This window comes from Mesorhizobium sp. M1182, from assembly GCF_040318335.1.
In the GTDB taxonomy this organism is placed as follows: domain Bacteria; phylum Pseudomonadota; class Alphaproteobacteria; order Rhizobiales; family Rhizobiaceae; genus Mesorhizobium.
In genome coordinates this window covers 18,647-43,181 of sequence record NZ_JAMYMD010000017.1, presented here as the reverse complement: position 1 = coordinate 43,181, position 24,535 = coordinate 18,647, and the positions used below count along the sequence as shown (strand labels likewise).

Sequence of the window (24,535 nt, the reverse complement as noted above, 5' to 3'; positions counted from 1 at the left end):
GAATCATGCAACAAATTCAGTCTATTGATCGGGAGTCGCGTGACCAGCCAAATTTTTCGCACTGCGTCATTCGCATGTGGAAAGGCGCTGTCACAAAGATTCACGCAGTACCGGTAAGCGATTCACGACAAAGCGCTTTTTGCGATCCGGCTTTGTGGAAAAGTTTAACGATTTATTTCTTGTTATTTTTTTGCACGCGGCTTTGACGCAGCCGCAGGCGCTGGTTGACCGGTCAATTCGGCAAGCCTGGCCTCGAGCGCCTCGATGCGAGCGGCGAGGCGGGTGTTTTCTTCCCTGGCCTTCGCCGCCATGTCGCGAGCGGCCTCGAATTCCTCGCGCTGCACCACGTCCATGGAGTTGAGTATGCGCTCGGCCTGGCCCCTGAAGGCGGTCTCCACCTCGCGCCGCACGCCTTGCGCGGCACCGGCTGCGTCGGTCATCAGCTTGGCGAATTCATCGAGAATGCGGTTCGGTCCGGTCGCCATGGCAAATCCTCGCTTGGTCGAATTGACGTAGTGGCGCGCGATTCGGAATGCAAGCATATGCTTGCCTTGACCCCGCCAAAAGCCTGCCGCATGGTCCGCGCCCGAACCTGATTGGGAACCCGGAGACCCTGTTGAGCGAATATTTGCTGCCGCTGGCCGCCCTGCCCTTTCCCAACATCGACCCGGTCATCGTCCGGATCGGACCGCTGGCGGTGCATTGGTACGGCGTCGGCTACATCGTCGGCATTCTGTTCGCCTGGTGGTATGCCAAGCGCCTCGTCACCAACCCAAAACTGTGGCCCGACGGCACCCTGCCGATGAAGCCCGTCGACCTCGACGACTTCATCGTCTGGGCAGCCATCGGTGTGGTGCTCGGCGGACGCACCGGCTACGTGCTGTTCTACGACCTGCCGCGCTACATCGCCAATCCGCTCGATATCGTCGCCGTCTGGCAGGGCGGCATGTCGTTTCATGGCGGCCTGATCGGCGTCATTCTCGCAATGACGCTGTTTTCCCGGTCTCGCGGCATCCGCACATGGTCGCTGTTCGACGTGGTTGCCGCCGGCGTGCCGGTGGGGCTTGGCCTCGTTCGCCTGGCAAACTTCATCAATTCCGAACTATGGGGCCGGCCGACCGACGTTCCATGGGCATTCGAATTCCCCAATGGCGGTCCGTTTGCACGCCATCCGAGCCAGATCTACGAGGCGCTGCTCGAAGGGCTGGTGTTGTTCCTTATCCTGCGCTTCCTCACCCATTCGCGGCTCAAGCTGAAGACGCCGCGCTTCGTCGGCGGCGCCTTCATCGCCGGCTATGGCGCCTCGCGCATCTTCGTCGAATTCTTTCGCGAGCCCGACCAGCAGCTTGGCTACCTCCTTGGCACGAGCTGGCTGACCATGGGAATGGTGCTGTCACTGCCGATGGTGCTGGCCGGCATCTGGGCGATGGCTACAGCCAAGCCGGTGACAAAACCGCAGCCGGCATGACGCGGCTGGAGACCCGCATCGCCGAGCTGATCGGTGCGGTGGGACCGATCCCCATCAGCGAATACATGGCGCTCTGCCTGTTCGATCCGCAGGACGGCTATTACACGACACGCGAGCCGTTCGGCGCCGCCGGCGACTTCGTCACCGCGCCGGAGATCAGCCAGATGTTTGGCGAGCTGGTCGCCATCTGGCTCTACCAGGCGTGGCTGGCGATCGACCGGCCGACGCCGGTCGCCATCGCCGAAATAGGCCCCGGCCGCGGCACGCTGATGAGAGATATGCTGCGCACGCTTTCGCGGCTCGATCCGACGCTTACCGCCAGCGCATCGTTCGCCTTGATCGAGACCAGTCCGCGGTTGACCGAGGTCCAGAAACGAACGCTTGCCGGGACGTCGGCCACCGTCGCCTGGCATGAGGCCGTGGACACACTACCGCAGGCGCCGCTTCTGATTGTTGGTAATGAGCTGTTTGACGCGGTGCCCATCCGCCAGTTCGTCCGCGCCGGAGCCGGCTGGCGCGAGCGGATGATCGGTCTCGACGATGCGAACCGGCTGCGCTTTTTCGTCGGCGCCGGCTCGCTCGACCCGATGCTGCTGCCGGAGGGTGCCGAGAATGCGCCGGAAGGTGCGATCGTCGAGGTGGCGCCAGCCCGCGCCGCCCTGATGGCGGCCATCGCCGGGCGACTTGCCGGATTTGGCGGCGCCGGCCTGTTTCTCGACTACGGTCACCTCCAGCCCGGGATCGGCGACACCTTGCAGGCCTTGCGCAAGCACCGTCATGAGGACGTGCTGGCCAATCCGGGGCGGGCCGATCTCACAGCCCATGTCGATTTCGCTGCCCTCGCGGCAACCGTTCGGGCACACAGCCTCGATGCCCACCTCTCAACGCAAGGTGAATTCCTGCTCAAGATGGGGCTTCTCGAACGAGCTGGCCGGCTCGGCGCCAATGCCGATGAGGCAGCTCGCGAAAAGATCGCGGCCGACGTCGAGCGCCTCGCCGGCCCGCTGGCCATGGGCGAACTCTTCAAGGTGCTTGCCGTCCTCCCCGCCGGCATTGCCGTTCCGCCGTTTCCAAGCATGGATTGACTTTTCGCTGCCGCCTCTCCCACTCTCCCGTCTCCGACTAGCGGCCGACATCAACTGCGCCAGCCTTCAACTGACCAGCCTTCAACTGCGCCCCTTCAACTCGCTTGACGAAATCGCCTATACGGACAACAAAGCCGCCATGCTGAATCAGACCAAACCGGATCCCGTTCGGTCGCCCTTGCTGGAAACGGCGCAAGGCATCCGCCACGGCTACTTCACGCGCGTCGGCGGCATTTCCAGCGGCATCTACCGGGGCCTCAACATCGGCACCGGCTCGAACGACGACCAGACGCTGGTGCGCGAGAATCGCCGCCGGGTCGCCGAATGGATGGGCGTGCCTGCAAACCATCTGCTGACCGCTCACCAGGTTCATTCGCCGGACGTCGTCATTGCCAGGGAGCCTTTTGCCGGCGAGCGGCCCAAGGCCGACGCCATTGTCACCGACCGGCCGGGCATTGCCGTCGGTGCCTCGACCGCCGACTGCGGACCGGTCCTCTTCGCCGACGCCGAGGCGCGCATTATCGGCGCCGCCCATGCCGGCTGGAAAGGCGCTTTCACCGGAGTGCTGGAAAACACCATCGCGGCAATGGAAAGCCTCGGCGCCCGGCGCGACCGCATCGTCGCAGTGCTCGGTCCTTCGATCGGCCCACGGAATTACGAAGTCGGACCGGAATTTGTCACCCGTTTCGTCGACGCCGATGCCGGCAGTGCCCGCTATTTCGCGCCCTCCGCAAATGCCGGACACGCGATGTTCGATCTCAACCGCTACACGGTCGACCGGCTGACCAAGGCTGGCGTCAATGCCGAAGGACTTGGCCGCTGCACCTATGCCGAGGAAGAGCTTTTCTACTCCTATCGGCGCAGCACGCATCGCAACGAGCCCGACTACGGGCGGCAGGTTTCGGCAATCGTTTTGGAGGCTGACTGATGGCGCTGCATTTCGAACGCTCGGAATTCGACGCGCGGCGCGATCGACTGATGATCGAGATCGCCGAAAAGAAGCTCGACGCCGTCCTGCTGTTTGCCCAGGAAAGCATGTATTGGCTAACCGGCTACGACACCTTCGGCTTCTGCTTTTTCCAGTGCCTGGTGGTCAAGGCCGACGGCTCGATGGTGCTGCTGACGCGTTCGGCCGACTTGCGCCAGGCGCGCCACACCTCGATCATCGACAACATCGTTTTGTGGACGGACCGCAACGGCGCCAATCCGGCGGTAGATCTGCGCAATCTGCTCAACGAGCTTGACCTGCTCGGCGCCCGGATCGGCGTCGAATACGACACCCACGGCCTGACCGCCTATAATGGCCGGCGCCTCGACGAGCAGTTGCAGACCTTCGGGCAGATCGCGGATGCCTCCGGCATTGTCAGCCGGCTACGGCTATTCAAGAGCCCGGCAGAAATCGCCAAGGCGGAAAAAGCCGCAAATCTGGCCGACGACGCGCTGGACGCAGCACTGCCGCTGATCAAGCAGGGTGGCGATGAGGCGCTGATCCTCGCCGCCATGCAAGGTGCGATCTTTGCCGGCGGCGGCGATTATCCGGCCAACGAGTTCATCATCGGCTCCGGAGTCGACGCCCTGCTTTGCCGCTACAAGGCCGGTCGCCGCAAGCTCACCAAGAACGACCAGCTGACGCTCGAATGGGCCGGTGTCTTCCATCACTACCATGCGGCAATGATGCGCACGGTGTTGACCGGCAAGGTATCGAAACGCCACCAGGAATTGTTCGATGCCGCCCGCGCCGCGCTACTTGCAGTCGAGAAGGCGATGACGCCCGGTAATACGTTCGGCGACGTGTTCGACGCCCATGCCCGCACCCTCGAAGCCCACAACTTGACCAAGCACCGGCTCAATGCCTGCGGCTATTCGCTCGGCGCCCGCTTCACCCCGTCCTGGATGGATATGCCGATGTTCTATCAGGGTAATCCCGAACCGATTGCGCCGAACATGACGCTGTTCGCCCATATGATCATCATGGACTCCGAAACCGAAACCGCGATGACGCTTGGCCGCACCTATCTGACCACCGAATCCCAGCCGAAGCCGCTGTCCCGCCATGATCTCGACTTGATCGTGCAGTGAATCCATAATGGAGAGAGTGTGAGGGGCGTTCGTCGCCAAGGAGTTTTCAGGCTAATGAGACGATCGCATGTGACGACCGTGTCATTGCTCGTGGCGCTGGCACTGGCGGCCTGCACCAATGCGAAGGACGTTCTCGAACCCTCGGCCATTGCCCCGCAATCGACGCAATCCCTCTCCGGAGCCGGAGGTGCCGCGACGCCCCCCGCAACTCCGGCTCAGCCTGCCGGCACCGCGCAAACTGCAGATACGGCGCAGCCTTCCGCTGCAGCAGCCGTGCCGCCCGCCAAAAGCGCGGCTGCCATTGCGCGGACCCGGCTGCAGGTGGCGCCGATCGTCGGCGCCTCGGTAGAAGCCGCGACACCGCTGACCGCCGAGCTTCAGACACGCGCCAGGCAGCGCGGCATCACCTTGGCCGGCAGCACCGACCAGACCCCAACACATGTGCTCAAGGGCTATTTCTCGACCATGACGGAAGGCAAGGACACTACCGTCATCTATGTCTGGGACATCTATGACCCGGCCGGCAACCGGCTGCATCGCATCAACGGCCAGCAGAAGGCGCCCTCTGTTGGCGGCGGCGAAGGCTGGACGGCGGTCGCCCCGGCGACCATGCAGGCAATTGCCGACCAGACAATCGACCAGTTCGCCACCTGGCTTGGCGGCGGCGCCGGCTGACCTGGAGTATGATTTCCGAAAAGTGAATCCGGTTTTCGGAAAAGACCATCCTCAGACTGAAAGATAGAGCTATCCCCGATTCCGTCGGCATCGAAGTGGACCTATCGCGGCATCGTCAAGCCGTAAGCGTTTATTGAGATTAGCCGGCGGATTCCCATTCACGACGCTTGCAATACCGGCGCGGGCCGCTAAAAGCCCGACTAAGAGGCTGGAGTGCTATCGGAGTCTCTCAATCCTTCGCCAGGAACGGTGCATGAAGCTCTTCGCGGGCAATTCCAACAGGGTGCTGGCCGAATCAGTCGCCCGCTACCTCAACATTCCGCTGGGCAAGGCCAGCGTCAGGCGCTTCGCCGACCAGGAAATCTTCGTCGAGATCCAGGAGAATGTGCGCGGCGAGGACGTCTTCATCCTGCAGTCCACCTCGTTCCCGACCAACGATCATCTGATGGAACTGCTCATCATGATCGACGCCTTCATGCGCTCTTCGGCCAAGCGCATCACTGCGGTTATTCCTTATTTCGGCTATGCCAGGCAGGATCGCCGTGCCTCGGGCCGCACACCGATCTCGGCCAAACTGGTCGCCAACATGATCACGAGGGCGGGCGTCGACCGGGTGCTGACCCTGGATCTCCATGCCGGCCAGATTCAAGGCTTCTTCGACATCCCGACCGACAATCTGTTTTCCGTGCCGGTCATGGCCCGCGACGTAAAGGCGAAATACAAGCAGCTTGCCAATGTCATGGTGGTGTCGCCGGATGTCGGCGGCGTGGTCCGCGCCCGCGCGCTCGCCAAGCGCATCGACGCCCAGCTTGCCATCGTCGACAAGCGCCGCGAGCGCCCCGGCGAATCGGAAGTCATGAACGTCATCGGTGACGTGCGCGGCAAGGATTGCCTGTTGATCGACGACATCATCGATTCGGGCGGCACGCTGTGCAATGCGGCCGATGCGCTGCTTGCCGATGGCGCCACCAGTGTGACCGCCTATACTACCCATGGCGTTTTGTCCGGCGGCGCCATCGCCCGCATCGGCGCCTCGAAACTGCAGGAACTGGTCATCACCGATTCCATCCAGCCGACCCAGGCAGTGCTGGACGCCGCCAATATCCGCGTCATCTCCATCGCCGAACTGATGGGCGAGGCGATCTCGCGCACGGCGACCGAGGAATCGGTGTCGAGCCTGTTCGATTAATGCGTGTCGCGCAAAACTGTGCAGCGGTTTTGCGATAACGACATGCATACAACAAGAACCCAAAGCGCGTCGCATGAGGCCGGTCGAACGCGACGCCCTTCAGGGCTGCGCCTCAGGCCGAGCCGGACCACTTGTTCGTCGCACACCTTCGCCAGCATCACGGGCGCCCCGCATGTAACCGCGTGGCGAGGCTCCCAGCATGCGCTTGAACATGGTGATGAACGCCGGCACGCTGTCATAGCCGAGATCGAGCGCCACCCTCGTGATCGGCTCGCCGTCGGCCAGCCGTGGCAGCGCCGCGAACAGACAGGCCTGCTGACGCCAGGTCGACAGCGACAATCCGGTCTGGCGGTGGAACGCGCGGGTGAAAGAGCGGCGGCTCATGCCGACGATAGCGGCCCACTCGTCGATCGTCGCATGCGGTGACGGTGCCGAGACGAAGCGCCGGCACAGCGTCGCCAACCTTGCATCGGACGGGAACGGAAGGCCGAGCGGCCGTTCCGGCAGGTTCGGGATTTCGTGCAGCAGGAGCTTCATGATCAGTCCGCCCCGCCCCTTCAGCTCGGCGCCTTGCGGCAGCTTTTCCGATTCCACGATCAGGCTGTGCATCAGGTCGGTGATGCCGACGACACGCAACCCGTCCGGCAGGCCGGGAATGGCCTCCGGCATCACATAGACGGACCGCATGCTGACGTCGCCCAGCATCTCGACGGAATGTTCGGTGCCGGCGGGGATCCACATCGCGTGGTCCGGAGGCACCATCCAGCGCCCATGCCGCGTCGTCACCAGCACGACACCGACCAGCGCGTGCAGCAACTGGCTGCGGCTATGATGGTGCCGTGGCACATGGTAGCCGTCCGGATATTCGGTCGGCAGCGCCACTGCCGGCCCGACGGCCTCTTCCAGCCATTGCCAGCGACGCTCATGCAACAGCCCGAGATCGGTGTCGCCCGCTCTGAACATTTCCCTGCCATGCGGCATCAGCTATGGCCCACTTGCGAAACTATTGGACCAAACCACGAAAGAAGTCGCGTGACAAGCAACGTATAAGGCTGCGCCCTATAAGACCGCCTGCGGGAGCGCCCGCCAAAAAGACCACGGAGCCTGCCTTGACCGATACCACAGCAACCGCCGACGCCAAGCCGGCAGCGGCCAGCCACATTTCAGCTCAGGCGACGGCCTTCACCGTCATCCTGGCGGTGAGCTTCTGCCATTGCATCAACGATATCATGCAGTCGCTGCTGTCGGCGATCTATCCGCTGCTGAAGGACAATTACGGTCTCGATTTCTGGCAGATCGGCCTTTTGACTTTTACCTTCCAGGTGACGGCATCCTTGCTGCAGCCGGTGATCGGCATGATTACCGACAAGCGGCCGATGCCTTATTCGCTGCCCTACGGCATGGCTTCTTCGCTGATCGGGCTGGTCGTGCTGGCCTATGCCGGACATTACTCGCTGCTCCTCATCGGCGCCTCGCTGATCGGCATCGGCTCGGCGATCTTCCACCCGGAATCCTCGCGCATCGCCCGCTTCGCCTCCGGTGGCCGGTTCGGTCTTGCGCAGTCGCTGTTCCAGGTCGGCGGCAATTTCGGCCAGGCGATGGGGCCGCTGCTGGCAGCCTTCATCGTCGTGCCCTTCGGCCAGACCAGCATCGCCTGGTTTGCCGGCGGCTCGCTGATCGGCATCATCGTGCTGTGGCAGGTTGGCGGCTGGTACAGCCGCCTGCGCGCCGCACAGGGCACCCGCAAAGCGGCAGGCTTCGTTTCGCCTTTCCCGCGCCGCAAGGTCCTGGGCGCGCTGGCGGTGCTGACCTTGCTGGTATTGACCAAGAACGCCTACATCGCCAGCCTGTCCAGCTACTACACCTTCTATGCCATCCATAAATTCGGCGTTTCGGTGCAGATGTCGCAGGTCATGCTGTTCCTGTTCCTCGGCGCCTCGGCCCTGGGCATCCTGCTCGGCGGCCCGTTCGGCGACCGCTACGGACAGAAGGCGATGATCTGGTTCTCGATCGTCGGCGTGCTGCCCTTCACCCTGGCCCTGCCCTACGCCAATTTCGAGTGGACAATGGTTCTCACCGTGCTGATCGGCCTGATCCTGTCCTCGGCCTTCTCGAACATCGTCGTATTCGCGCAGGAACTGGTGCCCGGCCGGGTCGGCATGATCGCCGGCATCTTTTTCGGCTTCGCCTTCGGCATGGGCGGCATCGCGGCCGCCGTGCTTGGCGTCGTCGCCGACATGAAGGGCATCGATTTCGTCTTCCAGGTCTGCTCGTATTTGCCGCTGCTCGGGCTGCTGACGGTTTTTCTTCCCAACATGAAGGAGGCGAGGAAGCTCAAGGCGGGGACCACGATCGGGTGAAGTTTGGGTTGGACTTCGGCTTCCCCGCCCACCGGGCAGCGCGAAATTCGGTTCTCGACATAGACTTCGAGCCGGTCAGGGCCGCCGCTTAGCGACATCGCGGCCATTGGCTGACACGCTCCGTCATCTGAAACACGCTCCGTCATCTGAGCTTGAAAGCACGCGTCGCCCGCATCAGCCGGAATGCCTGCTCGGCAGCGTTCGCCAGCAGCGTGTCGGCGTCACGGATCGCGTCTTCGAGGGAACACGGTCGGCACAGAATGCTGAAGAAGGCATCGATGCCGATGTCGTGGGTCGCCTCTGCACCTGCTCCGATCGTTCCGGCCAAGGCGATGACGGGCAGATTGTGACGTTTCGCGCGCCGGGCAATCTCGGCTGGTATCTTTCCAAAGCTCGTCTGACCATCCAGGCCACCCTCGGCTGTCATGACGATGTCGGCGTTTGACAGCCGATGATCGAGATCCATATACCGCAGGATCAGGTCGAAGCGCGGATGCAGCCGGGCTCCAGCAAAGGCGTGAAGTCCGGCGCCGAGTCCCCCGGAAGCTCCTCCGCCGACAAGCGGCGTCACGTCGACGCCGAGGTCGCGGCGAACGACGTGAGCGACATTTTCCATGCCCTGCTCGAGCAAAACCACCTGATCAGGTGTTGCACCCTTTTGCGGGCCGAACACCCGAGCGACGCCTCTCTCGCCGAGCAGCATGTTGTAGGGATTTACCGCGACGTCGACACGAACATTCGAAAGGCGATGATCACGACTGGAAAGATCGACACGAGCTAGCGATGAGAGGGCCGAGCCGCTCCCCGAAATGGGACGGCCGCCGCCATCGAGCAGACGCACGCCTAATGCTTGGGCCATGCCGGTTCCTGCATCGTTGACACCCGAGTCACCGCAGCCGATCAGAATTCTTTCCGCGCCAAGATCGAGCGCAAAACGAATCAACTCACCAACCCCATAACTTGTAGTGCGGGTCGGGTCACGCATGTCAGTGGGGACGAGCCGGAGCCCGGCAGCCGCCGCGATTTCCAGAACTGCAGTCCGTTTCTTTCTTCGCCCGAGAAAACCGACATTGGCCGCCACGGGTTGTCCCACCGGTCCCGTCACTGTGACGGAATGCAGCTCGCCATCAGACAATTCAACAAGGGTCCGCGTAAAATCCTCGCCGCCATCCACCATTGGAAGGCCCAGGATCTTTGCTGTCGGAACGGCATTGCGAACGCCGCGCGCCAATGCAGCGATGACATCACGAACGCCGAGGCTCTCCTTAAAGCCGGAGGGTGCGACCAATACTCGAAGCCGTCTTCGTTTCGTCAATCCTTTCTTTTTCGACATTCTACGGCTCTCCAACAAGTTGCAGATGGAGCGTGTTGAGCAGGGCTCCGGTGGCTGGCCACACGGTGACCGCGAACACGACGATGAGGATGAACTGCATCGGCAGCAGGATTGAGCTGAGCAAGGCGAGGTCTTTCGGGCCGTAGCCTTCCTCGTCGACCCCCGCGAAAAGCGCCACCGGTTTCGCGCAGATCGCGAGGGTTTGGCAAAAGCCGGTCGCCGAGACGAGGACAAACATTGCCAGGAGAGGGTCGAGCCGCGCTGTCGATGCGAGCATCAGCGCCGGGGGCAGCAGCACCGAGACACGCGCCGTGCGACTGTGGATCACGAGATGACTGAAAAGCCCAAGCAAGGCTAATAAGGAGATAAGCGCCAACGGACCCAAGCCGGTGCCGCGCAGCGGATCGACAGTCGTCTCGATCAACCACCGATTGAGGCCTGATGCCGTCAGGCCGTCTGCCAAGCAGATCGTCGCCGCCAGAAACAAGAGCAGCTTCCACTCCGCACTCTTGATTGCATCGCCAAACGCCACGGAGCCTACTCTAGGAAGTGTGGCCAAGAGAGCGCCGCCAAGAGCGACAACGGTGGCATCAAGTCCGTGGACAGGTTCGGTCAGCCACGCGGTGACAACCCCGCCGGCGATCCAGAGTATCGGCTGCCGTGCCAATCCGGCACCGCCACTAGTCACCGTCGTTGGCTGCAAAAGGGTCATCCGCCGTTCGACCGGCGACAGGAAAAGCCGGAGCAGGCATTCGACCGAAAGGAAGGTGCTTACGGCCGCAAACGGCAGGCCGAAAGCGATCCATTCCAGATAGCTTACTTTCACACCCGAGAGGCGGCCGACCATTTCGATCGCCAGCAGATGGGCACCGGCGCCGACGGGCGATGCAATGGCCGAGAGCAGGATAACAGTGGGGAACAGCAGCGCGAAGGCCCTTCGCAACCGGGCGCTTCCACAGCGTCCCGCGATCGCCTGAAAGGCGGGGATCATCAAAGCTGCGCGACCTGAGGTCGACGGAATGACGAAGGCTGTGGCGATCATGACGGCCGTCAAGGAATAGGCGATTGCGCGAACCGATCGCATGCGCCCCGTCACGAGGCCGAGAACGCGATCTGCGACCCCACTCGCCTTGAAGGTGGCCGCCAACATGAAGGAGGCAAGCAATAGCCAGATCAACTCATCGCCGAGCGCATGAAACAGCGCGCCTGGATCACGGTTGACCAGCAGCGCCATTGCCAGCCCGGCGGCGATCGCAACGAAGGTGTCGTCGAACGGCGTCAGGGTCCACCCGATGATCGCGACAAGCAGGATCTCGAGCGCTCGCCGGGCGTCGGACGGGAGCGCGGAGAGGCCGAATTCAATGATGGCCACACACAGGGATACACAGGTTCCGATCAGTGCGGCTCGCCATATCGGCCAGAGCACCGGCGGTGTCCTTTCCCGAAGGGTGGCGTCACTGTCGGTCCGAAAATCTACTTGTGCCAACCGAAACCTCGTCTAGTTCGCCGCCAACGTGGCGATGAGGGCGTCGCACACCCTCCGCTCGAACTTAGGAGGTTCCGATTAGACGCTTGCGAGGGCTCCGGTTAGAATTTGGTGAGAGGCATTATCCGATCGCCGGCAGGATTACCGCATGACCGTTCGAGGCCGCATCTTCCTATTTCAAATCGTCATTCTCGCCCTTGTCGGACTGATTTCAGGACTGGCATTCGCAACACTCCAGCTGACAGAGGAATTCGTCCGCCGAATCGACAGCGTCCACGGGCGGTTCGAGGCGCTCGCCGAACTCAATGGGCAAGCCAACAATTACACCGAGCAACTCGCTGAAGTCTTGCTGCTTGGGCCCGAGCAAATGCCGGATTTCGAAGCGGCACGAGAAGCAGTGAAATCCGGATTCTACAAGCTGGAGGGCGCCACTCGCGAGGAACTCGGTGCTCTCGGATATTGGAGCGATAGACGCCAGGAGGAGGCCGAACTCAGATTCGTCGGTCGCGTCAAGGCGCTGTTTGAGGCGATCGATCGGGCCGCCCAGCGACTGTTCAGCCAGCGAACAAAGGGGGATCCAAAGGGCATCGTAGACGCCTTCCGCAACGATGTGGAGCACCGATTAGAGAACGATCTTGAAGAAATGATTGAAGCCGCTTTGCACGATGAGCGCAGGGAGGTTGGAGAGGAACTCGCCGGCGTCCGTGGCGCACAATGGCGGCTGCTGCTGCTGACCGGCGGCTTCGCTGCGTTGCTCATGCTGGGCAGTCTGGGGTTCGGCCTGGTCCTGCGACGATCAATCGCCACACCTGTGCGTGAACTGAACGAAAGCGCCAAAGCCATCGCTGCAGGCAAGCTCGACCATCGCGTTTCCGCGACCGGACGCGACGAGTTCGCTTCCCTCTCGCGAAGTTTCAACAGCATGGCCGAGGCTCTCGAGATCGAACGTGCTGCTCTGATTTCGGTACAGGACCGCTTGGAGGCGGAGGTTCAGTTGCGCACCCGTGAACTGCGGAAAGCCAATGAGCAACTGAGAGCGATCGATAGCCGACGCACACAATTTTTTGCGGAGGCAAGCCACGAACTCCGCACGCCGTTGACGATTCTCCGCGGAGAGGCCGACGTTGCCCTCCGCGGCCAACCGCGTGTTCGATCTTACCGCGAAGCTCTGAGCCGAATCCGCAATTGCGCTGAAGATATGGCTCGCAACCTGGGGGACCTTCTGGCATTCGCCCGCTCCGAAGCTGAAAATTTCAGGTTCTCCTTGCGCAACATCGATACCGGTGAGGTTGTGAAGGCGGCCGTTCAGGAGGCTTCCGTACTCGCAGGTCCCAAGCAGATATCCGTTGACCTGTCGCTCAACCCAGACCATTGCCTCATTCGGGGTGACGCCCAGCGCCTAAAGCAAGCGCTGCTGATCGGCTTCGACAACGCCATAAAGTACTCAAAGCCGTATCAGACAATAGCAGTCGAGATGGCTGAGCGTCATGGAATGCTTGAGATCGCCATCCGCGACAACGGTTCAGGGATCGATGCCAACGATCTCCCGTTCGTGTTTGACCGATATTATCGCGGGCGTGTCGGCGGGAGGTCCGCAGCCGACGGCCTTGGTGTTGGCCTCGCGATCGCCAAGGAGATTATAGACGGGCACAATGGCACAATCGGCCTTGAAGGAATTGAGCCTTCGGGAACCCTCCTCAGAATCAGACTGCCGCTGGTACATCGCACCCATGATTCGAATCCTGATCGTTGAAGACGACCGGCGTGTCTCCGACTTTCTCCGCCGGGGGTTGGAGGCCGAAGGCTTCCACGTGAGTGTCGCGGAGGACGGTCGCGAGGGACTAGCCATTATTCGTACGGATCCATTCGATCTCGTGATCCTGGACCGTCTGCTTCCCTACCTGGACGGCCTTGAGCTGTGCCGGATCGTGCGATTGGAGCAGTGGCTGGTTCTCATCCTGATGCTGACCGCGAAGGAGACAATTCAGGATCGCGTAGATGGGCTCAAGGGCGGTGCCGACGATTACCTGACGAAACCGTTTGCGTTTGATGAACTGGTGGCCAGGATTGACGCGCTGCGCCGACGCCGTCAGGGTGCAGTGGATCGACAATTGCTTCGAGTGAGCCGCCTCAATCTCGACACGAGCGCTCGTCGTTTTGCGGACGGCGACCGGGAAATCAGCCTTACCCGACGTGAATTCGACCTTCTGCATTTTCTCATGCTCAACGCGGGGAAAGTGGTTAGCCGCGAGCGCATCCTCAACAATGTCTGGTCATACAGCTTCGAACCCGGGACGAAGATCGTGGAGGTATACATTCGCTATCTGCGTGCGAAGCTCGGGCCGGATGCATCGGCCAGCATTCAGACAGTTCGTGGGATCGGCTACATGCTGGTCGAGCGGAAGCCATAGAAGGTAGAGCGAAACTCTTTATCGCACCGTTCTCGCCACTCGCTGGAAACCTCCTCTTTCCGCAACGCCGCTTCCACCGCTTGTTTCCGAATAGGTGTTCATCGGCTCCCTTCCATGCTGCCGGCGCGCGCCGTCCACCCGCCGTGGGCATTGCCCCGCCGCGGTTCCCCTTTCCACCCGCCGCGGTTCCCCTTTCCATTTGTGTTCGGGCTTGGGCGGCGACACCGATTTTGGCGGCCGTTAACCGCTTTCGTAATTCACGGCCTCTACCCCCAGGCCTGCAGCCACCCAGTCGGGGAAGCCGCCTTCGAACCGGCGCGGGGCCCAGCCTCGTGCCCTGAGGATTGCCAAGGCGTCGGGCGAAAGAACGCACTGGACTCCACGACAATAGGCGACACGGGTGAAACAAGAGATGCCAAAATGTTGGAGTTCGTTGTTCGTGCGGCCGTCGTTGGAATCGGCGCGACAGCCCTGATGGACCTCTGCGGATGGTTTCTGAAGCGAATGTTCGCGATTCCACCGCTTGATTACGCCTGGGTCGGCCGCTGGATCGGGCACTTTCCACATGGACGTTTTGCACATGCGAATATCGCACAAGCTGCCCGCGTTCGCGGCGAAACCGCCATTGGATACCGCCATTGGATGGAGTGCGCATTACGCGACCGGCATCGTATTTGCCGCAGCGCTGATTGGAGTGTGGGGCCTCGACTGGGCACGGCACCCGACAGTGCTTCCGGCCCTGTTGGTCGGCGTCTGCACCATCGTCGCCCGTTCTTCGTGATGCAACCGGCTTTTGGGATCGGCATCGCGGCTTCGAAAGTTCCCAACCCGCGCACTGCGCGCCTGCGCAGCCTTATGGCCCATCTGTCTTTCGGGGTTGGGCTGTACGTTGCAGCATCGCTTTCGGCATTGCTACTTCCGGCCTGATGGGCCGCCCGCTTGCACCTCGCGCCGCCTTCCGCTATAGAGCCGCCACCCGCGTAGACACCCTTGGAGGCAACGCGGCGGAAGGCCGCCTTCCCGCATGATCCCGAAAAGTGGATTCCGGTTTTCGGACCAGGTCATGCGTTAGCTATGTCGGCTTTCGACGTTTACGGCCCCGGCACGTTGCCGGCCGCGAACGCTCCAGAACAACGCGAAAGGAAATGCCATGAGCCACGATACTTACGAGCTCAAGGCCGAAGCGCGCGAACAGGTCGGTAAGGGGTCCGCCCGTGCAGTTCGCCGCAACGGTAAAGTGCCTGCAGTGATTTACGGCGACAAGCAGCCTCCCCTGGCGATTGCGCTGACCTACAAGGACATCTACTACAAGATCCATGGCGGCGGGTTTCTGACCACGGTCGCCACGATCGATGTCGACGGCAACAAGATCCAGGTTCTGCCCAAGGATTTTCAGCTCGACCCGGTCAAGGATTTCCCTGTCCATGTCGATTTCCTGCGCATCGGCAAGGATACCGAAGTCAACGTCGATGTGCCCGTGCACTTCATCAATGAAGACAAGTCGCCCGGCATCAAACGCGGCGGCGTGCTCAACATCGTGCGCCACGAGGTCGAGTTCCACTGCCCGGCCAATGCGATCCCGGATTTCATCACCGTCGATCTCACCGGTACCGATATCGGCGATTCGATCCACATTTCGGCCGTCACCTTGCCGGCCGGCGTCAAGCCGGTGATCTCCGACCGCGACTTCACCATCGCGACCATTGCCGGCTCCTCGGCGATGAAGCCGGAGGCTGCGGAAGAGACGACTGAAGCGGCTGCGCCCGAAGCGGCTCCTGCCGCCGAAGAGAAGTAACCCCTTCCCGCCCGGAGGCGACGATGCTTGTCTTTGCAGGCCTCGGCAATCCGGGCGCGAAATACGCCAACAACCGGCACAATGTCGGCTTCATGGCGGCGGACGCGATCGCCCGCCGCCATTCCTTTTCGCCTTGGTCGAAGAAATTCCAGAGTCTGATTGCCGAAGGCACGCTTGCCGGCGAAAAGGTGATCCTGATCAAGCCGCAGACCTTCATGAACCTGTCCGGCCAGGCGGTCCGCGAAGCCTTGCGCTTCTACAAGCTCGGCCCTTCGGCGCTAACTGTCTTTTATGACGAGATCGACCTTGCCGCCGGCAAGGTGCGGGTCAAGGTCGGTGGCGGTTCCGGCGGCCACAACGGCATCCGCTCCCTCGACCAGCACGTCGGCAAGGATTTTCGCCGTGTGCGCATCGGCGTCGGCCATCCCGGCGTCAAGGAAATGGTGCACGGCCATGTGCTTGGCGATTTCGCCAAGGGCGACCGCGAATGGCTGGACGTGCTGCTCGACGCAATCGCCGATGGTGCCGGATTGCTTGCCAAGGGCGACGACAATTCGTTCATGAACCGCGTGACGCTGGCGCTGCGCGACAAGCTCACGCCGACGGACGACGACGATCGCCCGCCGCCCAAGGCGCCAAAGGCGCAAAGCCACGTCCGCCAGGCGCGGCCGCAGCAGCCGGCGGCCAAGCTGCCCGAAACCGGCCCGATGGCGGCCATGCTGAAGAAGCTTTTTGGCGGCAAGGACTGAGCCATGGATCTGAATGACATTCAGGAATTGGTCCGTCTCATCAGACAGAAGTATGTTGATTATTTCGTCACCGCTGCCGGCGAACTTGCTCGCAACAGCCAAGGATCGCATGCGACCGAAATCAAGTTTTCGAACGTCGATTCCTTCTATCGAAATTTCATCGCGGTTGATTTCGTCAGTAATGACGGACAGCCAAATCCGCAATTCATCAACAGCGATTCCTATGTGAAATTCTCTCCGGATATTCACGCCGGGATGGGTGGAATGGATGTCCTCATCTCACCTTTCAGGTGGGATGAGGTTCATTTTAAATTCCCTATAAATGAGCTCGACGGCGATCTCTTCGACGAATGGTTTCGCGGCTGGTTCGATATCGATAGCGAGCGTGAAACATCGGAGACCGTCGGAAACGTCATTCACAGTGCGCAATTGCTCGAGGGGCAACTGACCATCGATTTCGGAACCGCTGAGGTCGACGCGTTCTGGCATCTTCTGCAAATACTGAGCAGGTCCGGCGTTCGTTCGTTGGCGATAGGCACCGATGACATCGCGCAGCGTCTGAATTGAATTGCGCCTTGACGATCATCGGGGCTTTCGCCCATAGCCCTGATTAAATTTCGATTTCCCGATAGGACCAGACAAAAATGGGTTTCAAATGCGGCATCGTTGGCTTGCCCAATGTCGGCAAGTCGACGCTCTTCAATGCGTTGACCAGGACGGCGGCGGCGCAGGCCGCCAATTATCCGTTCTGCACCATCGAACCGAATACCGGCGAGGTGGCGGTGCCCGATCCGCGCCTGCAGAAGATCGCCGCGATCGGCAAGTCGAAGGAGATCATCCCGACCCGCATCTCGTTCGTCGACATTGCCGGCCTGGTGCGTGGCGCCTCCAAAGGCGAAGGGCTTGGCAACCAATTCCTCGCCAACATCCGTGAGGTCGACGCCATCGTCCATGTGCTGCGCTGCTTCGAGGATGACGACGTCACCCATGTCGAGGGCCGCATCGATCCTGTCGCTGATGCCGAGACCGTCGAAACCGAATTGATGCTTGCCGACCTCGACAGCCTTGAGCGCCGCATCGTGCAGATCCGCAAGCGTGCCGCCGGCAAGGACAAGGAAGCAGCGACCGCACTTCCGATGATGGAAGCGGCGCTTGAACTGCTGCAGGCGGGCAAGCCCGCCCGCATCCTGCTCAACGGCATCTCGGCTGAGGATCTACGCATCCTGCAGGGGCTGAATCTCTTGACCTCACACCCGGTGCTTTACGTCTGCAACGTCGCGGAAGCCGATGCCGCCACCGGCAACGCGCATACCAGGGCGGTCGAGAAGATGGCCGCCGCGCAAGGTGCCCGCACCGTTGTGATTTCCGCGGCGATCGAGGCCGAGGTCGCCCAGCTCTCGGACGAAGAGGAAATGGAATTCCTGGCAACGCTCGGTCTGGACGAACCCGGCCTGAACAAGGTCATCCGCGCCGGCTACGAGCTGCTCCAGCTCATCACCTACTTTACCGTTGGCCCCAAGGAGACACGCGCCTGGACCGTGCACAAGGGCGCCAAGGCGCCGCAGGCGGCAGGCGTCATCCACACCGATTTCGAGCGCGGCTTCATCCGCGCCCAGACCATCGCCTATGAGGACTTCGTCAGGCTAGGCGGCGAAGTCGCGGCCAAGGAGGCCGGCAAGGCGCGCGACGAAGGCAAGGAGTATGTCGTCCAGGACGGCGACATCATGCTGTTCAAGTTCAACACCTGAACCGGCGAGGGAGCCCAATGGTCACCATTGCCGTCGCTCGATGACAAACTTCAAAGCAGGGTGTCGCAGTGCCTCTTGCGCTGCTTGACGGGCCATCGTGCGGGGTCTAAGGGGCCTCTGCACCGGCCTCGCGCCTCGCCTGCCCGTGTCCGTGCGATGTGACTGACGCGCCCCCTCCAAACGAACGCTCTTTGGCAACAGCAAGGGAGACCCGGCGATGATCAAGGCCTTCGTCGTCGACAATGATCGCCTGCGCCTGGTCGACGATCTCGTGCAAAACAGCGACACTGTCGTCTGGGTCGACCTCTTCAACCCGACAAAGGAAGAAGAGACGACAATCGAGACCTGGCTCGGCATCGCCGTTCCGACCCGCGAAGAGATGGAAGAGATCGAGATCTCGAGCCGTCTCTACGTCGAGGACGGCGCCTACTTCATGACCGCCATTCTGCCTGCGCAGACCGAGGTGAACGATCCCTTGATGTCGCCGGTCACCTTCGTGCTCGCCGGAAGCAGGCTGATCACCGTGCGTTACCACGAGCCGAAGGCGTTCAAGACCTTTCCGCTGCGCGCCGAGAAGGTGGCGACCGGCTGCACCAGCGGCGACACCATCCTGATCGGACTGCTGGAGGCGATCGTCGACCGCCTCGCCGACATTCTGGAGCGCGCCGGCCGCGACGTCGAGGCGATCTCGCGCGACATCTTCGAGGCACGCTCGACCAAGGTTTCCAAGCGCAACCGCGACTTCCAGGAGCTGTTGAAAGGCATTGGCCGCAAGGAGGACCTCGCCTCCTCGATCCGCGACAGCCTAATCTCGCTGCAGCGCCTTGCCGGCTTTCTCGCCCATGCCTCCACGCAAAGCAGGATGAGCAAGGATACCCGCGCTCGCATCAAGACCTTGTCGCGCGACGTGCTGTCGCTCGCCGACCACGCCACGTTCCTGTCGCAGAAGATCAGCTTCCTGCTCGACGCGACGCTCGGCATGATCTCGATCGAGCAGAACGCCATCATCAAGATCTTCTCCGTCGCCGCTGTCATCTTCCTGCCGCCGACGCTTGTCGCTTCGATCTACGGCATGAATTTCGACATCATCCCTGAGCTCAAATGGCACTTTGGCTATCCCTTCGCCATCGGCATGATGGTGCTTTCGGCAATCCTGCCCTTCTGGTATTTCCGCCGCCGCGGCTGGCTATAGGGTCGTCAATACCGCGCTGCGGCTTGGCGCAGCGGGCTGGCGCAATAGAAATTGCTTGACCAAATGCCGCCCTGCCTGCATCCGGGACCCGGACCCGTAGCGATCGTACAATCCTGAACAGGATTTCCAGACCATGACCGCAAAAACCTGGGCTTATGAGGATTTTGTCGAGGGCGCTTCGCTCGACCTCGGCACCAAGCTGGTAAGCGCCGCCGAAATCATAGAATTCGCCAACGAGTTCGATGCCCAGCCGATGCATCTCGACGAGGCCGCGGGCAAGGCCAGCATCCTCGGCGGGCTGGCGGCTTCGGGCTGGCACACCTGCGCCATGTTCATGCGCATGCTGTGCGATGCCTTCCTGCTCGACTCGACCTCCCAGGGCGCGCCGGGCGTCGACCAGGTCAAATGGAAACGGCCGGTCCTGGCCGGCGACCTGTTGACCGGCAGCACCACCGTCCTTGCCAAGCGAGTGTCCAGATCGAAACCCCGCCTTGGCCTGGTGACCATGCGCAGCGAGTTGTTCAACCAGCGCGGCGAAGGTGTTTTCGAGCTCGAAAACACCGTCATGTTCCTCACCCGCGAGGGCAGTGCGTGAGCCTCGACGAATTCTTCTGCATCGGTATCACCGTCACGCTCGGTTCGCATCGATTCGAACCGGAGGCGATCAAGGCGTTCGCCCGCAAATACGATCCGCAGATATTCCATATCGATGAAGAGGCGGCGAGGAACAGCATATTCGGCGGGCTCTGCGCCTCGGGCTGGCACACCGCCGCCACCTGGATGAAATTGAACCTCCAGGCTGGCATAGAGGCAGAGGTCGCCCGCTGGCCCGGTCCCGGGCCGGTGCCCGAATTCGGTCCCTCGCCCGGCTTCAAGAACCTCAAATGGCCCAAACCTGTCTATGCCGGGGAAACCGTGACTTTCACCCGCACCGCGCTGGCCCATCGCCCCATCGCCTCGCGACCGGGCTGGCGGCTGCTGACGCTCCGCTCGGAGGCCTTCGATTCGAGCGGCGACAAGGTCATCGAATTCGAAAGTGCCGTGCTGGTGAAGGTGGAGTGAGCGGAGTTCTTCCCTTCTCTACAAGAAGGGGAGAAGGAAGAAACGCTCAATGCCCCTCAAACCCGATCAGCGTCCTCACCGGTACGCCGAGCGCCTCTAACCTCTCGCGGCCGCCAAGGTCCGGCAGGTCGATGACGAAGCAGGCGGCGAGGATGTCGGCGCCGATCTGCCGCAATAGCTTGACGGCCGCCTCGGCCGTGCCGCCGGTGGCGATCAAATCGTCGACGAGGATTACCTTCTCGCCTGGAGAAACACCGTCTTTGTGCATCTCCATCTCGTCCAGCCCGTATTCCAGGCTGTAGGCGACGCGCACCGTCTCGGAAGGCAACTTGCCCTTCTTGCGGATCGGCACGAAGCCGGCCGAGAGCTGGTGGGCGATGGCGCCGCCGAGGATGAAGCCGCGCGCCTCGATGCCGGCGATCTTGTCGATCTTGAGGCCGGCATAGGGATGCACCAGTTCGTCGATGGCGCGGCGGAAGGCCCGCGCATTGCCGAGCAGCGTGGTGATGTCGCGAAACAGGATGCCCGGCTTGGGATAATCCGGAATGGTGCGGATCGCGGCAAGCAGCGTCTCTTCGAGCGAGGATTTCATCAAGCGGCTCTCCGGGCCTTTCAGATTCGGCTGAAGACGTGAAGGGAATGGGCCAATCGTAACCCGGTGCAGCTAAGTCCGGCTACCGCCATGTGACGCCTGACGGAAAATTGTCCGGCAAAAGGGCCACTCTGCGCCGGCAGCGATGAATCGACATGCCTGCAATGAGAAGGGCGTCTTTCGACGCCCTCGCATTCTCGTAAATCGCAGTGCTCAGTGCGCCACGCCGGCCCACACCTTGCGCTTGGTCAGGTAGACCAGTGCGCCGAACAGCAGCAGGAAGACCAGTACGCGAAAGCCGGTCTTCTTGCGGTCCTCGAGGTGTGGCTCGGCCGCCCACATCAGGAAGGCCGACACGTCACGCGAATACTGGTCGACCGTCTGCGGCGCGCCGTCATCATAGGTTACCTGGCCGTCAGAGAGCGGCTTCGGCATCTTCAGCGACACGCCGGACAGGAAGTACGGATTGTAGTACGTGCCTTCTGGTATGACCATGCCCGCCGGCGGCTGCTGGTCGTAGCCGGTCAGCAGCGAGTGGATGTAGTCGGGGCCGCCCTGGGCATACTGGGTAAAGATATCGAAGACGAAGCGCGGGAAGCCGCGTTCGACCCCGCGCGCCTTTGCCAGCAGCGACATGTCGGGCGGTGCTGCGCCGCCATTTGCCGCCGCCGCCGCCTCCACATTGGGGAACGGCGCCGGGAAATGGTCGGACGGCTTGCCGGGACGATCGAACATGTCGCCGGCATCGTTCGGTCCGTCATGGATCGTATATTCGGCCGCCAGCGTCTTGATCTGCGCATCCGAATAGCCAAGGCCCACCAGTGTACGGAACGCCACCAAATTCATCGAATGGCAGGCCGAGCAGACTTCCTTGTAGACCTTCAGCCCGCGCTGCAGCTGGGCCTTGTCGTAGGTGCCGAATGGCCCGGCGAAGCTCCAATCCATTTCCTCCGGTTCGTGTATCGGGAAATGCGTCGGCGCCGCCTCATTGTGCGCCTCTTCCTGGGCGCTGGCTCCAGTGCTTGCGGCACCCATGCCCGCGGCCAAAAGGCCAAGCAGCGCCAGCGAGGAGAGAATCTTCTTCATGCCAAATCCCCTTGAGATTCTCTGACGCGCCGTCACCGTCTCGAGCATGACCTTGTCCGAGTACCGGTTTCCACTTTTCGGAATCATGCTCAGCCCTTGGTTTCCGGCGCGGTCGTGGCGCCGGCAGGATGTCCACCGCCGCCCTTGTTCTTCTCGAGCACCGCCTCGGTGATCGAGTTCGGCAGCCGCCGCGGCTTTTCGATCAGCCCGAGCACCGGCAGCGCTACCAGGAAGAAGGCGAAGTAGAACAGCGTCGCCATCTGCGCCATGAATACATAGCTGCCCTCGGCCGGCTGCGAGCCCAGCCAGCCGAGCAGGATGGCGTCGGCCACGAACAGCCAGAAGAACAGCTTGTACCAGGGCCGGTAGACTGCCGAGCGCACCTTCGAGGTGTCGAGCCACGGCACCAGGAACAGCATGACAATCGCGCCGAACATGCAGAGCACGCCGCCGAGCTTGGAGTTGATGGGCCCGATATTGAAGGTGATAGCGCGCAGGATCGCGTAGAACGGCAGGAAGTACCATTCCGGCACAATGTGGGCCGGCGTCTTCAGGGGGTTGGCAACGGTGTAATTGTCCGGATGGCCGAGATAGTTCGGCAGATAAAAGACGAAATAGGCGAAGACGAACAGGAACACGATCATGCCGAACCCATCCTTGATGGTCGCGTAAGGCGTGAAGGCGAGCGTGTCGGTCTTCGATTTGACCTCGATGCCGGTCGGATTGTTCTGGCCGACGACGTGAAGCGCCCAGATGTGCAGCACGACAACGCCGGCGATCATGAACGGCAGCAGGTAATGCAGCGCAAAGAAGCGGTTCAGCGTCGGATTGTCGACCGCGAAGCCGCCGAGCAAAAGCTGCTGGATCCAGTCGCCGACCAGAGGTATGGCGGTGAAGAAACCGGTGATGACGGTGGCGCCCCAGAAGCTCATCTGGCCCCAGGGCAGCACGTAGCCCATGAATCCGGTCGCCATCATCAGCAGGTAGATGATACAGCCGAGGATCCACAGCAGCTCGCGCGGCGCCTTGTAGGAGCCGTAGTAGAGCCCGCGGAAGATATGGATGTAGACGGCGACGAAGAAGAACGACGCGCCGTTCGAATGCAGGTAGCGCAGCAGCCAGCCCGAATTCACGTCGCGCATGATCTTTTCGACCGAATCGAAGGCGAGAGTGCTGTCGGCCGCATAGTGCATGGCCAGCACGATACCGGTCAGGATCTGCGCCGCCAACATAAGCGCAAGGATGCCGCCGAAGGTCCAGGCATAGTTCAGGTTGCGCGGCACCGGATAGGCGATGAAGCTGTCATAGACCAGCCGCGGGAGCGGCATGCGGGAATCGAACCAGCGTCCGATACCGGTCTTGGGCGTATAGGTCGAGTGTCCCTCGCTCATCGAAATATCCCTTGCCTCAGCCGATACGGATCTTGGTGTCGGAAACGAATTGAAACACCGGCACCGCCATGTTCTCCGGCGCCGGTCCCTTTCGGATGCGGCCGGCCGTATCGTATTGCGAACCGTGGCATGGGCAGAACCAGCCGCCGAAATCGCCTTCCTGGCCGAGCGGGATGCAGCCGAGATGGGTGCAGACCTGGACCATCACTATCCAGGCTTCCTTGCCCGGCGTGGTCCGGTTGGCGTCGGTTGCCGGCGCGTCGGCCGGCAGGTTGGCATTGCGGGCAATTGGATCCTTGAGTTCGGCGAGATTGACCGCCTCGGCGTCCTTCATCTCCTTTTCGGTGCGGTTGCGCACGACAACCGGCTTGCCGCGCCACTTCACGACGAGCGACATTCCCGGCGTCAGCGAGGAGACGTCGACCTCGACCGAGGCGAGCGCCAGCGTCGAGGCATCCGGGCGCATCTGGTCGATGAATGGCCAGGCAACGGCGCCCGCGCCGACCACTGCGGCCATGCCGGTGGCGACGTAGAGAAAATCACGACGGTTGGGATCCTGGGTGTCGGTTGCGCTCACGGGTGCCTGATCCTTTCGCCTCTTCCGTGCCGGCGGCCGAGCCTTGTTCCCCGCTCAATCGCGCCGGCCCGACAGCGCATGGCGAACAGGCTAGCGAATTCCTCCGGCATTTGGGACTTGGGTTTATGCGTGAAGCCTGTTTTTGTCCAGACGGGTGAAGGCACAAGGGCAGATTGTCGCGGGGGCGTAATTCGCACGGCGGAACGATTGGAAAACAGCAGCAAAACCAAATGGCTGCGTTCGCCTCGACAGCTGGC

The 24,535-nt window shown here is 61.9% G+C and carries 25 protein-coding genes; 17 read left to right on the top strand and 8 right to left on the bottom strand.

Annotated features, from left to right (window positions below; translation table 11 throughout):
- Positions 1–182: 182 nt before the first annotated feature.
- On the bottom strand, positions 183–485 hold the full coding sequence (locus NKH33_RS19930) for an accessory factor UbiK family protein (protein WP_352469829.1): 303 nt from the start codon (positions 483–485) through the stop codon (positions 183–185).
- 131 nt (positions 486–616) lie between these two features.
- Here NKH33_RS19930 and lgt point away from each other — a divergent pair, with 131 nt between their 5' ends.
- From lgt to NKH33_RS19900, 6 genes are all read left to right on the top strand, one after another.
- Positions 617–1,468, top strand: coding sequence for a prolipoprotein diacylglyceryl transferase (gene lgt / locus NKH33_RS19925; protein WP_352772597.1), 852 nt, complete (start codon positions 617–619; stop codon positions 1,466–1,468).
- Positions 1,465–2,553 carry a class I SAM-dependent methyltransferase gene (locus tag NKH33_RS19920; RefSeq protein WP_352921127.1) on the top strand — a complete coding sequence of 363 codons (1,089 nt, stop codon included), beginning with the start codon at positions 1,465–1,467 and terminating at the stop codon, positions 2,551–2,553. The genes lgt and NKH33_RS19920 overlap by 4 nt, the downstream gene beginning before the upstream one ends.
- 139 nt (positions 2,554–2,692) lie before the next feature.
- Complete coding sequence (gene pgeF / locus NKH33_RS19915; RefSeq protein WP_352469752.1) at positions 2,693–3,481, top strand: peptidoglycan editing factor PgeF; 789 nt, start codon at positions 2,693–2,695, stop codon at positions 3,479–3,481.
- Positions 3,481–4,632 carry a M24 family metallopeptidase gene (locus NKH33_RS19910; RefSeq protein WP_023678425.1) on the top strand — a complete coding sequence of 384 codons (1,152 nt, stop codon included), beginning with the start codon at positions 3,481–3,483 and terminating at the stop codon, positions 4,630–4,632. Before pgeF ends, NKH33_RS19910 begins: the two co-directional genes overlap by 1 nt.
- 54 nt (positions 4,633–4,686) lie before the next feature.
- Complete coding sequence (locus tag NKH33_RS19905; protein ID WP_023678426.1) at positions 4,687–5,307, top strand: hypothetical protein; 621 nt, start codon at positions 4,687–4,689, stop codon at positions 5,305–5,307.
- Between the two features lie 253 nt (positions 5,308–5,560).
- On the top strand, positions 5,561–6,496 hold the full coding sequence (locus NKH33_RS19900; RefSeq protein WP_254819191.1) for a ribose-phosphate pyrophosphokinase: 936 nt from the start codon (positions 5,561–5,563) through the stop codon (positions 6,494–6,496).
- A 99-nt stretch (positions 6,497–6,595) separates the two neighbouring features.
- On the opposite strand, the gene NKH33_RS19895 is transcribed toward NKH33_RS19900, so the two are convergent.
- Complete coding sequence (locus tag NKH33_RS19895; protein ID WP_352770932.1) at positions 6,596–7,477, bottom strand: AraC family transcriptional regulator; 882 nt, start codon at positions 7,475–7,477, stop codon at positions 6,596–6,598.
- A 128-nt stretch (positions 7,478–7,605) separates the two neighbouring features.
- On the opposite strand from NKH33_RS19895, the gene NKH33_RS19890 reads away from it, so the two are divergent.
- Positions 7,606–8,856 carry an MFS transporter gene (locus NKH33_RS19890; protein ID WP_352469748.1) on the top strand — a complete coding sequence of 417 codons (1,251 nt, stop codon included), beginning with the start codon at positions 7,606–7,608 and terminating at the stop codon, positions 8,854–8,856.
- Between the two features lie 142 nt (positions 8,857–8,998).
- Here NKH33_RS19890 and NKH33_RS19885 read toward each other — a convergent pair whose 3' ends face one another.
- Both NKH33_RS19885 and NKH33_RS19880 read right to left on the bottom strand, forming a co-directional pair.
- Positions 8,999–10,189 carry a glycerate kinase family protein gene (locus NKH33_RS19885; RefSeq protein WP_352819922.1) on the bottom strand — a complete coding sequence of 397 codons (1,191 nt, stop codon included), beginning with the start codon at positions 10,187–10,189 and terminating at the stop codon, positions 8,999–9,001.
- 1 nt (position 10,190) lies between these two features.
- The gene (locus NKH33_RS19880) at positions 10,191–11,561 is read right to left on the bottom strand and encodes an SLC13 family permease (RefSeq protein ID WP_352819921.1); all 1,371 of its coding nucleotides are present in this window, start codon (positions 11,559–11,561) and stop codon (positions 10,191–10,193) included.
- Positions 11,562–11,823: 262 nt separating this feature from the next.
- Between NKH33_RS19880 and NKH33_RS19875 the strand changes: the two genes are divergently transcribed.
- The 10 genes from NKH33_RS19875 to NKH33_RS19830 all read left to right on the top strand — a co-directional run bounded on the left by NKH33_RS19875 (position 11,824) and on the right by NKH33_RS19830 (position 20,632).
- The gene (locus NKH33_RS19875) at positions 11,824–13,428 is read left to right on the top strand and encodes a sensor histidine kinase (RefSeq protein ID WP_352469745.1); all 1,605 of its coding nucleotides are present in this window, start codon (positions 11,824–11,826) and stop codon (positions 13,426–13,428) included.
- Positions 13,406–14,086: a response regulator transcription factor gene (locus NKH33_RS19870; protein WP_352921123.1), complete on the top strand. Its 681-nt coding sequence runs from the start codon at positions 13,406–13,408 to the stop codon at positions 14,084–14,086. Before NKH33_RS19875 ends, NKH33_RS19870 begins: the two co-directional genes overlap by 23 nt.
- Before the next feature lie 420 nt (positions 14,087–14,506).
- Complete coding sequence (locus NKH33_RS19865; protein WP_352819919.1) at positions 14,507–15,013, top strand: DUF2938 family protein; 507 nt, start codon at positions 14,507–14,509, stop codon at positions 15,011–15,013.
- A 223-nt stretch (positions 15,014–15,236) separates the two neighbouring features.
- Positions 15,237–15,881, top strand: a complete 645-nt coding sequence (locus tag NKH33_RS19860; protein WP_352469743.1) for a 50S ribosomal protein L25/general stress protein Ctc — start codon at positions 15,237–15,239, stop codon at positions 15,879–15,881.
- Positions 15,882–15,904: 23 nt separating this feature from the next.
- Entirely contained in the window at positions 15,905–16,630 is a 726-nt protein-coding gene (gene pth / locus NKH33_RS19855; RefSeq protein ID WP_352921120.1) for an aminoacyl-tRNA hydrolase, read from the top strand.
- Positions 16,631–16,633: 3 nt separating this feature from the next.
- Positions 16,634–17,197: a hypothetical protein gene (locus NKH33_RS19850; RefSeq protein ID WP_352921118.1), complete on the top strand. Its 564-nt coding sequence runs from the start codon at positions 16,634–16,636 to the stop codon at positions 17,195–17,197.
- A gap of 77 nt (positions 17,198–17,274) precedes the next feature.
- A complete protein-coding gene (ychF, locus tag NKH33_RS19845; RefSeq protein WP_352469740.1) occupies positions 17,275–18,378 on the top strand; it encodes a redox-regulated ATPase YchF in 1,104 nt (367 codons plus the stop codon).
- Positions 18,379–18,595: 217 nt separating this feature from the next.
- Entirely contained in the window at positions 18,596–19,570 is a 975-nt protein-coding gene (gene corA / locus NKH33_RS19840) for a magnesium/cobalt transporter CorA (protein ID WP_352469737.1), read from the top strand.
- Between the two features lie 133 nt (positions 19,571–19,703).
- The gene (locus tag NKH33_RS19835) at positions 19,704–20,165 is read left to right on the top strand and encodes a MaoC family dehydratase (protein ID WP_352921116.1); all 462 of its coding nucleotides are present in this window, start codon (positions 19,704–19,706) and stop codon (positions 20,163–20,165) included.
- Positions 20,162–20,632 (top strand): MaoC family dehydratase, encoded by a 471-nt coding sequence (locus tag NKH33_RS19830; RefSeq protein ID WP_352921114.1) that lies wholly within the window; start codon positions 20,162–20,164, stop codon positions 20,630–20,632. The genes NKH33_RS19835 and NKH33_RS19830 overlap by 4 nt, the downstream gene beginning before the upstream one ends.
- A gap of 46 nt (positions 20,633–20,678) precedes the next feature.
- Here NKH33_RS19830 and NKH33_RS19825 read toward each other — a convergent pair whose 3' ends face one another.
- From NKH33_RS19825 to petA, 4 genes are all read right to left on the bottom strand, one after another.
- Positions 20,679–21,224 carry an adenine phosphoribosyltransferase gene (locus tag NKH33_RS19825; RefSeq protein ID WP_352469734.1) on the bottom strand — a complete coding sequence of 182 codons (546 nt, stop codon included), beginning with the start codon at positions 21,222–21,224 and terminating at the stop codon, positions 20,679–20,681.
- Positions 21,225–21,437: 213 nt separating this feature from the next.
- A complete protein-coding gene (locus tag NKH33_RS19820; protein WP_352541009.1) occupies positions 21,438–22,310 on the bottom strand; it encodes a cytochrome c1 in 873 nt (290 codons plus the stop codon).
- Positions 22,311–22,399: 89 nt separating this feature from the next.
- Complete coding sequence (locus NKH33_RS19815; RefSeq protein ID WP_352541008.1) at positions 22,400–23,701, bottom strand: cytochrome b; 1,302 nt, start codon at positions 23,699–23,701, stop codon at positions 22,400–22,402.
- A 16-nt stretch (positions 23,702–23,717) separates the two neighbouring features.
- Positions 23,718–24,278, bottom strand: coding sequence for a ubiquinol-cytochrome c reductase iron-sulfur subunit (petA, locus tag NKH33_RS19810; RefSeq protein ID WP_352921111.1), 561 nt, complete (start codon positions 24,276–24,278; stop codon positions 23,718–23,720).
- Positions 24,279–24,535 lie beyond the last annotated feature (257 nt).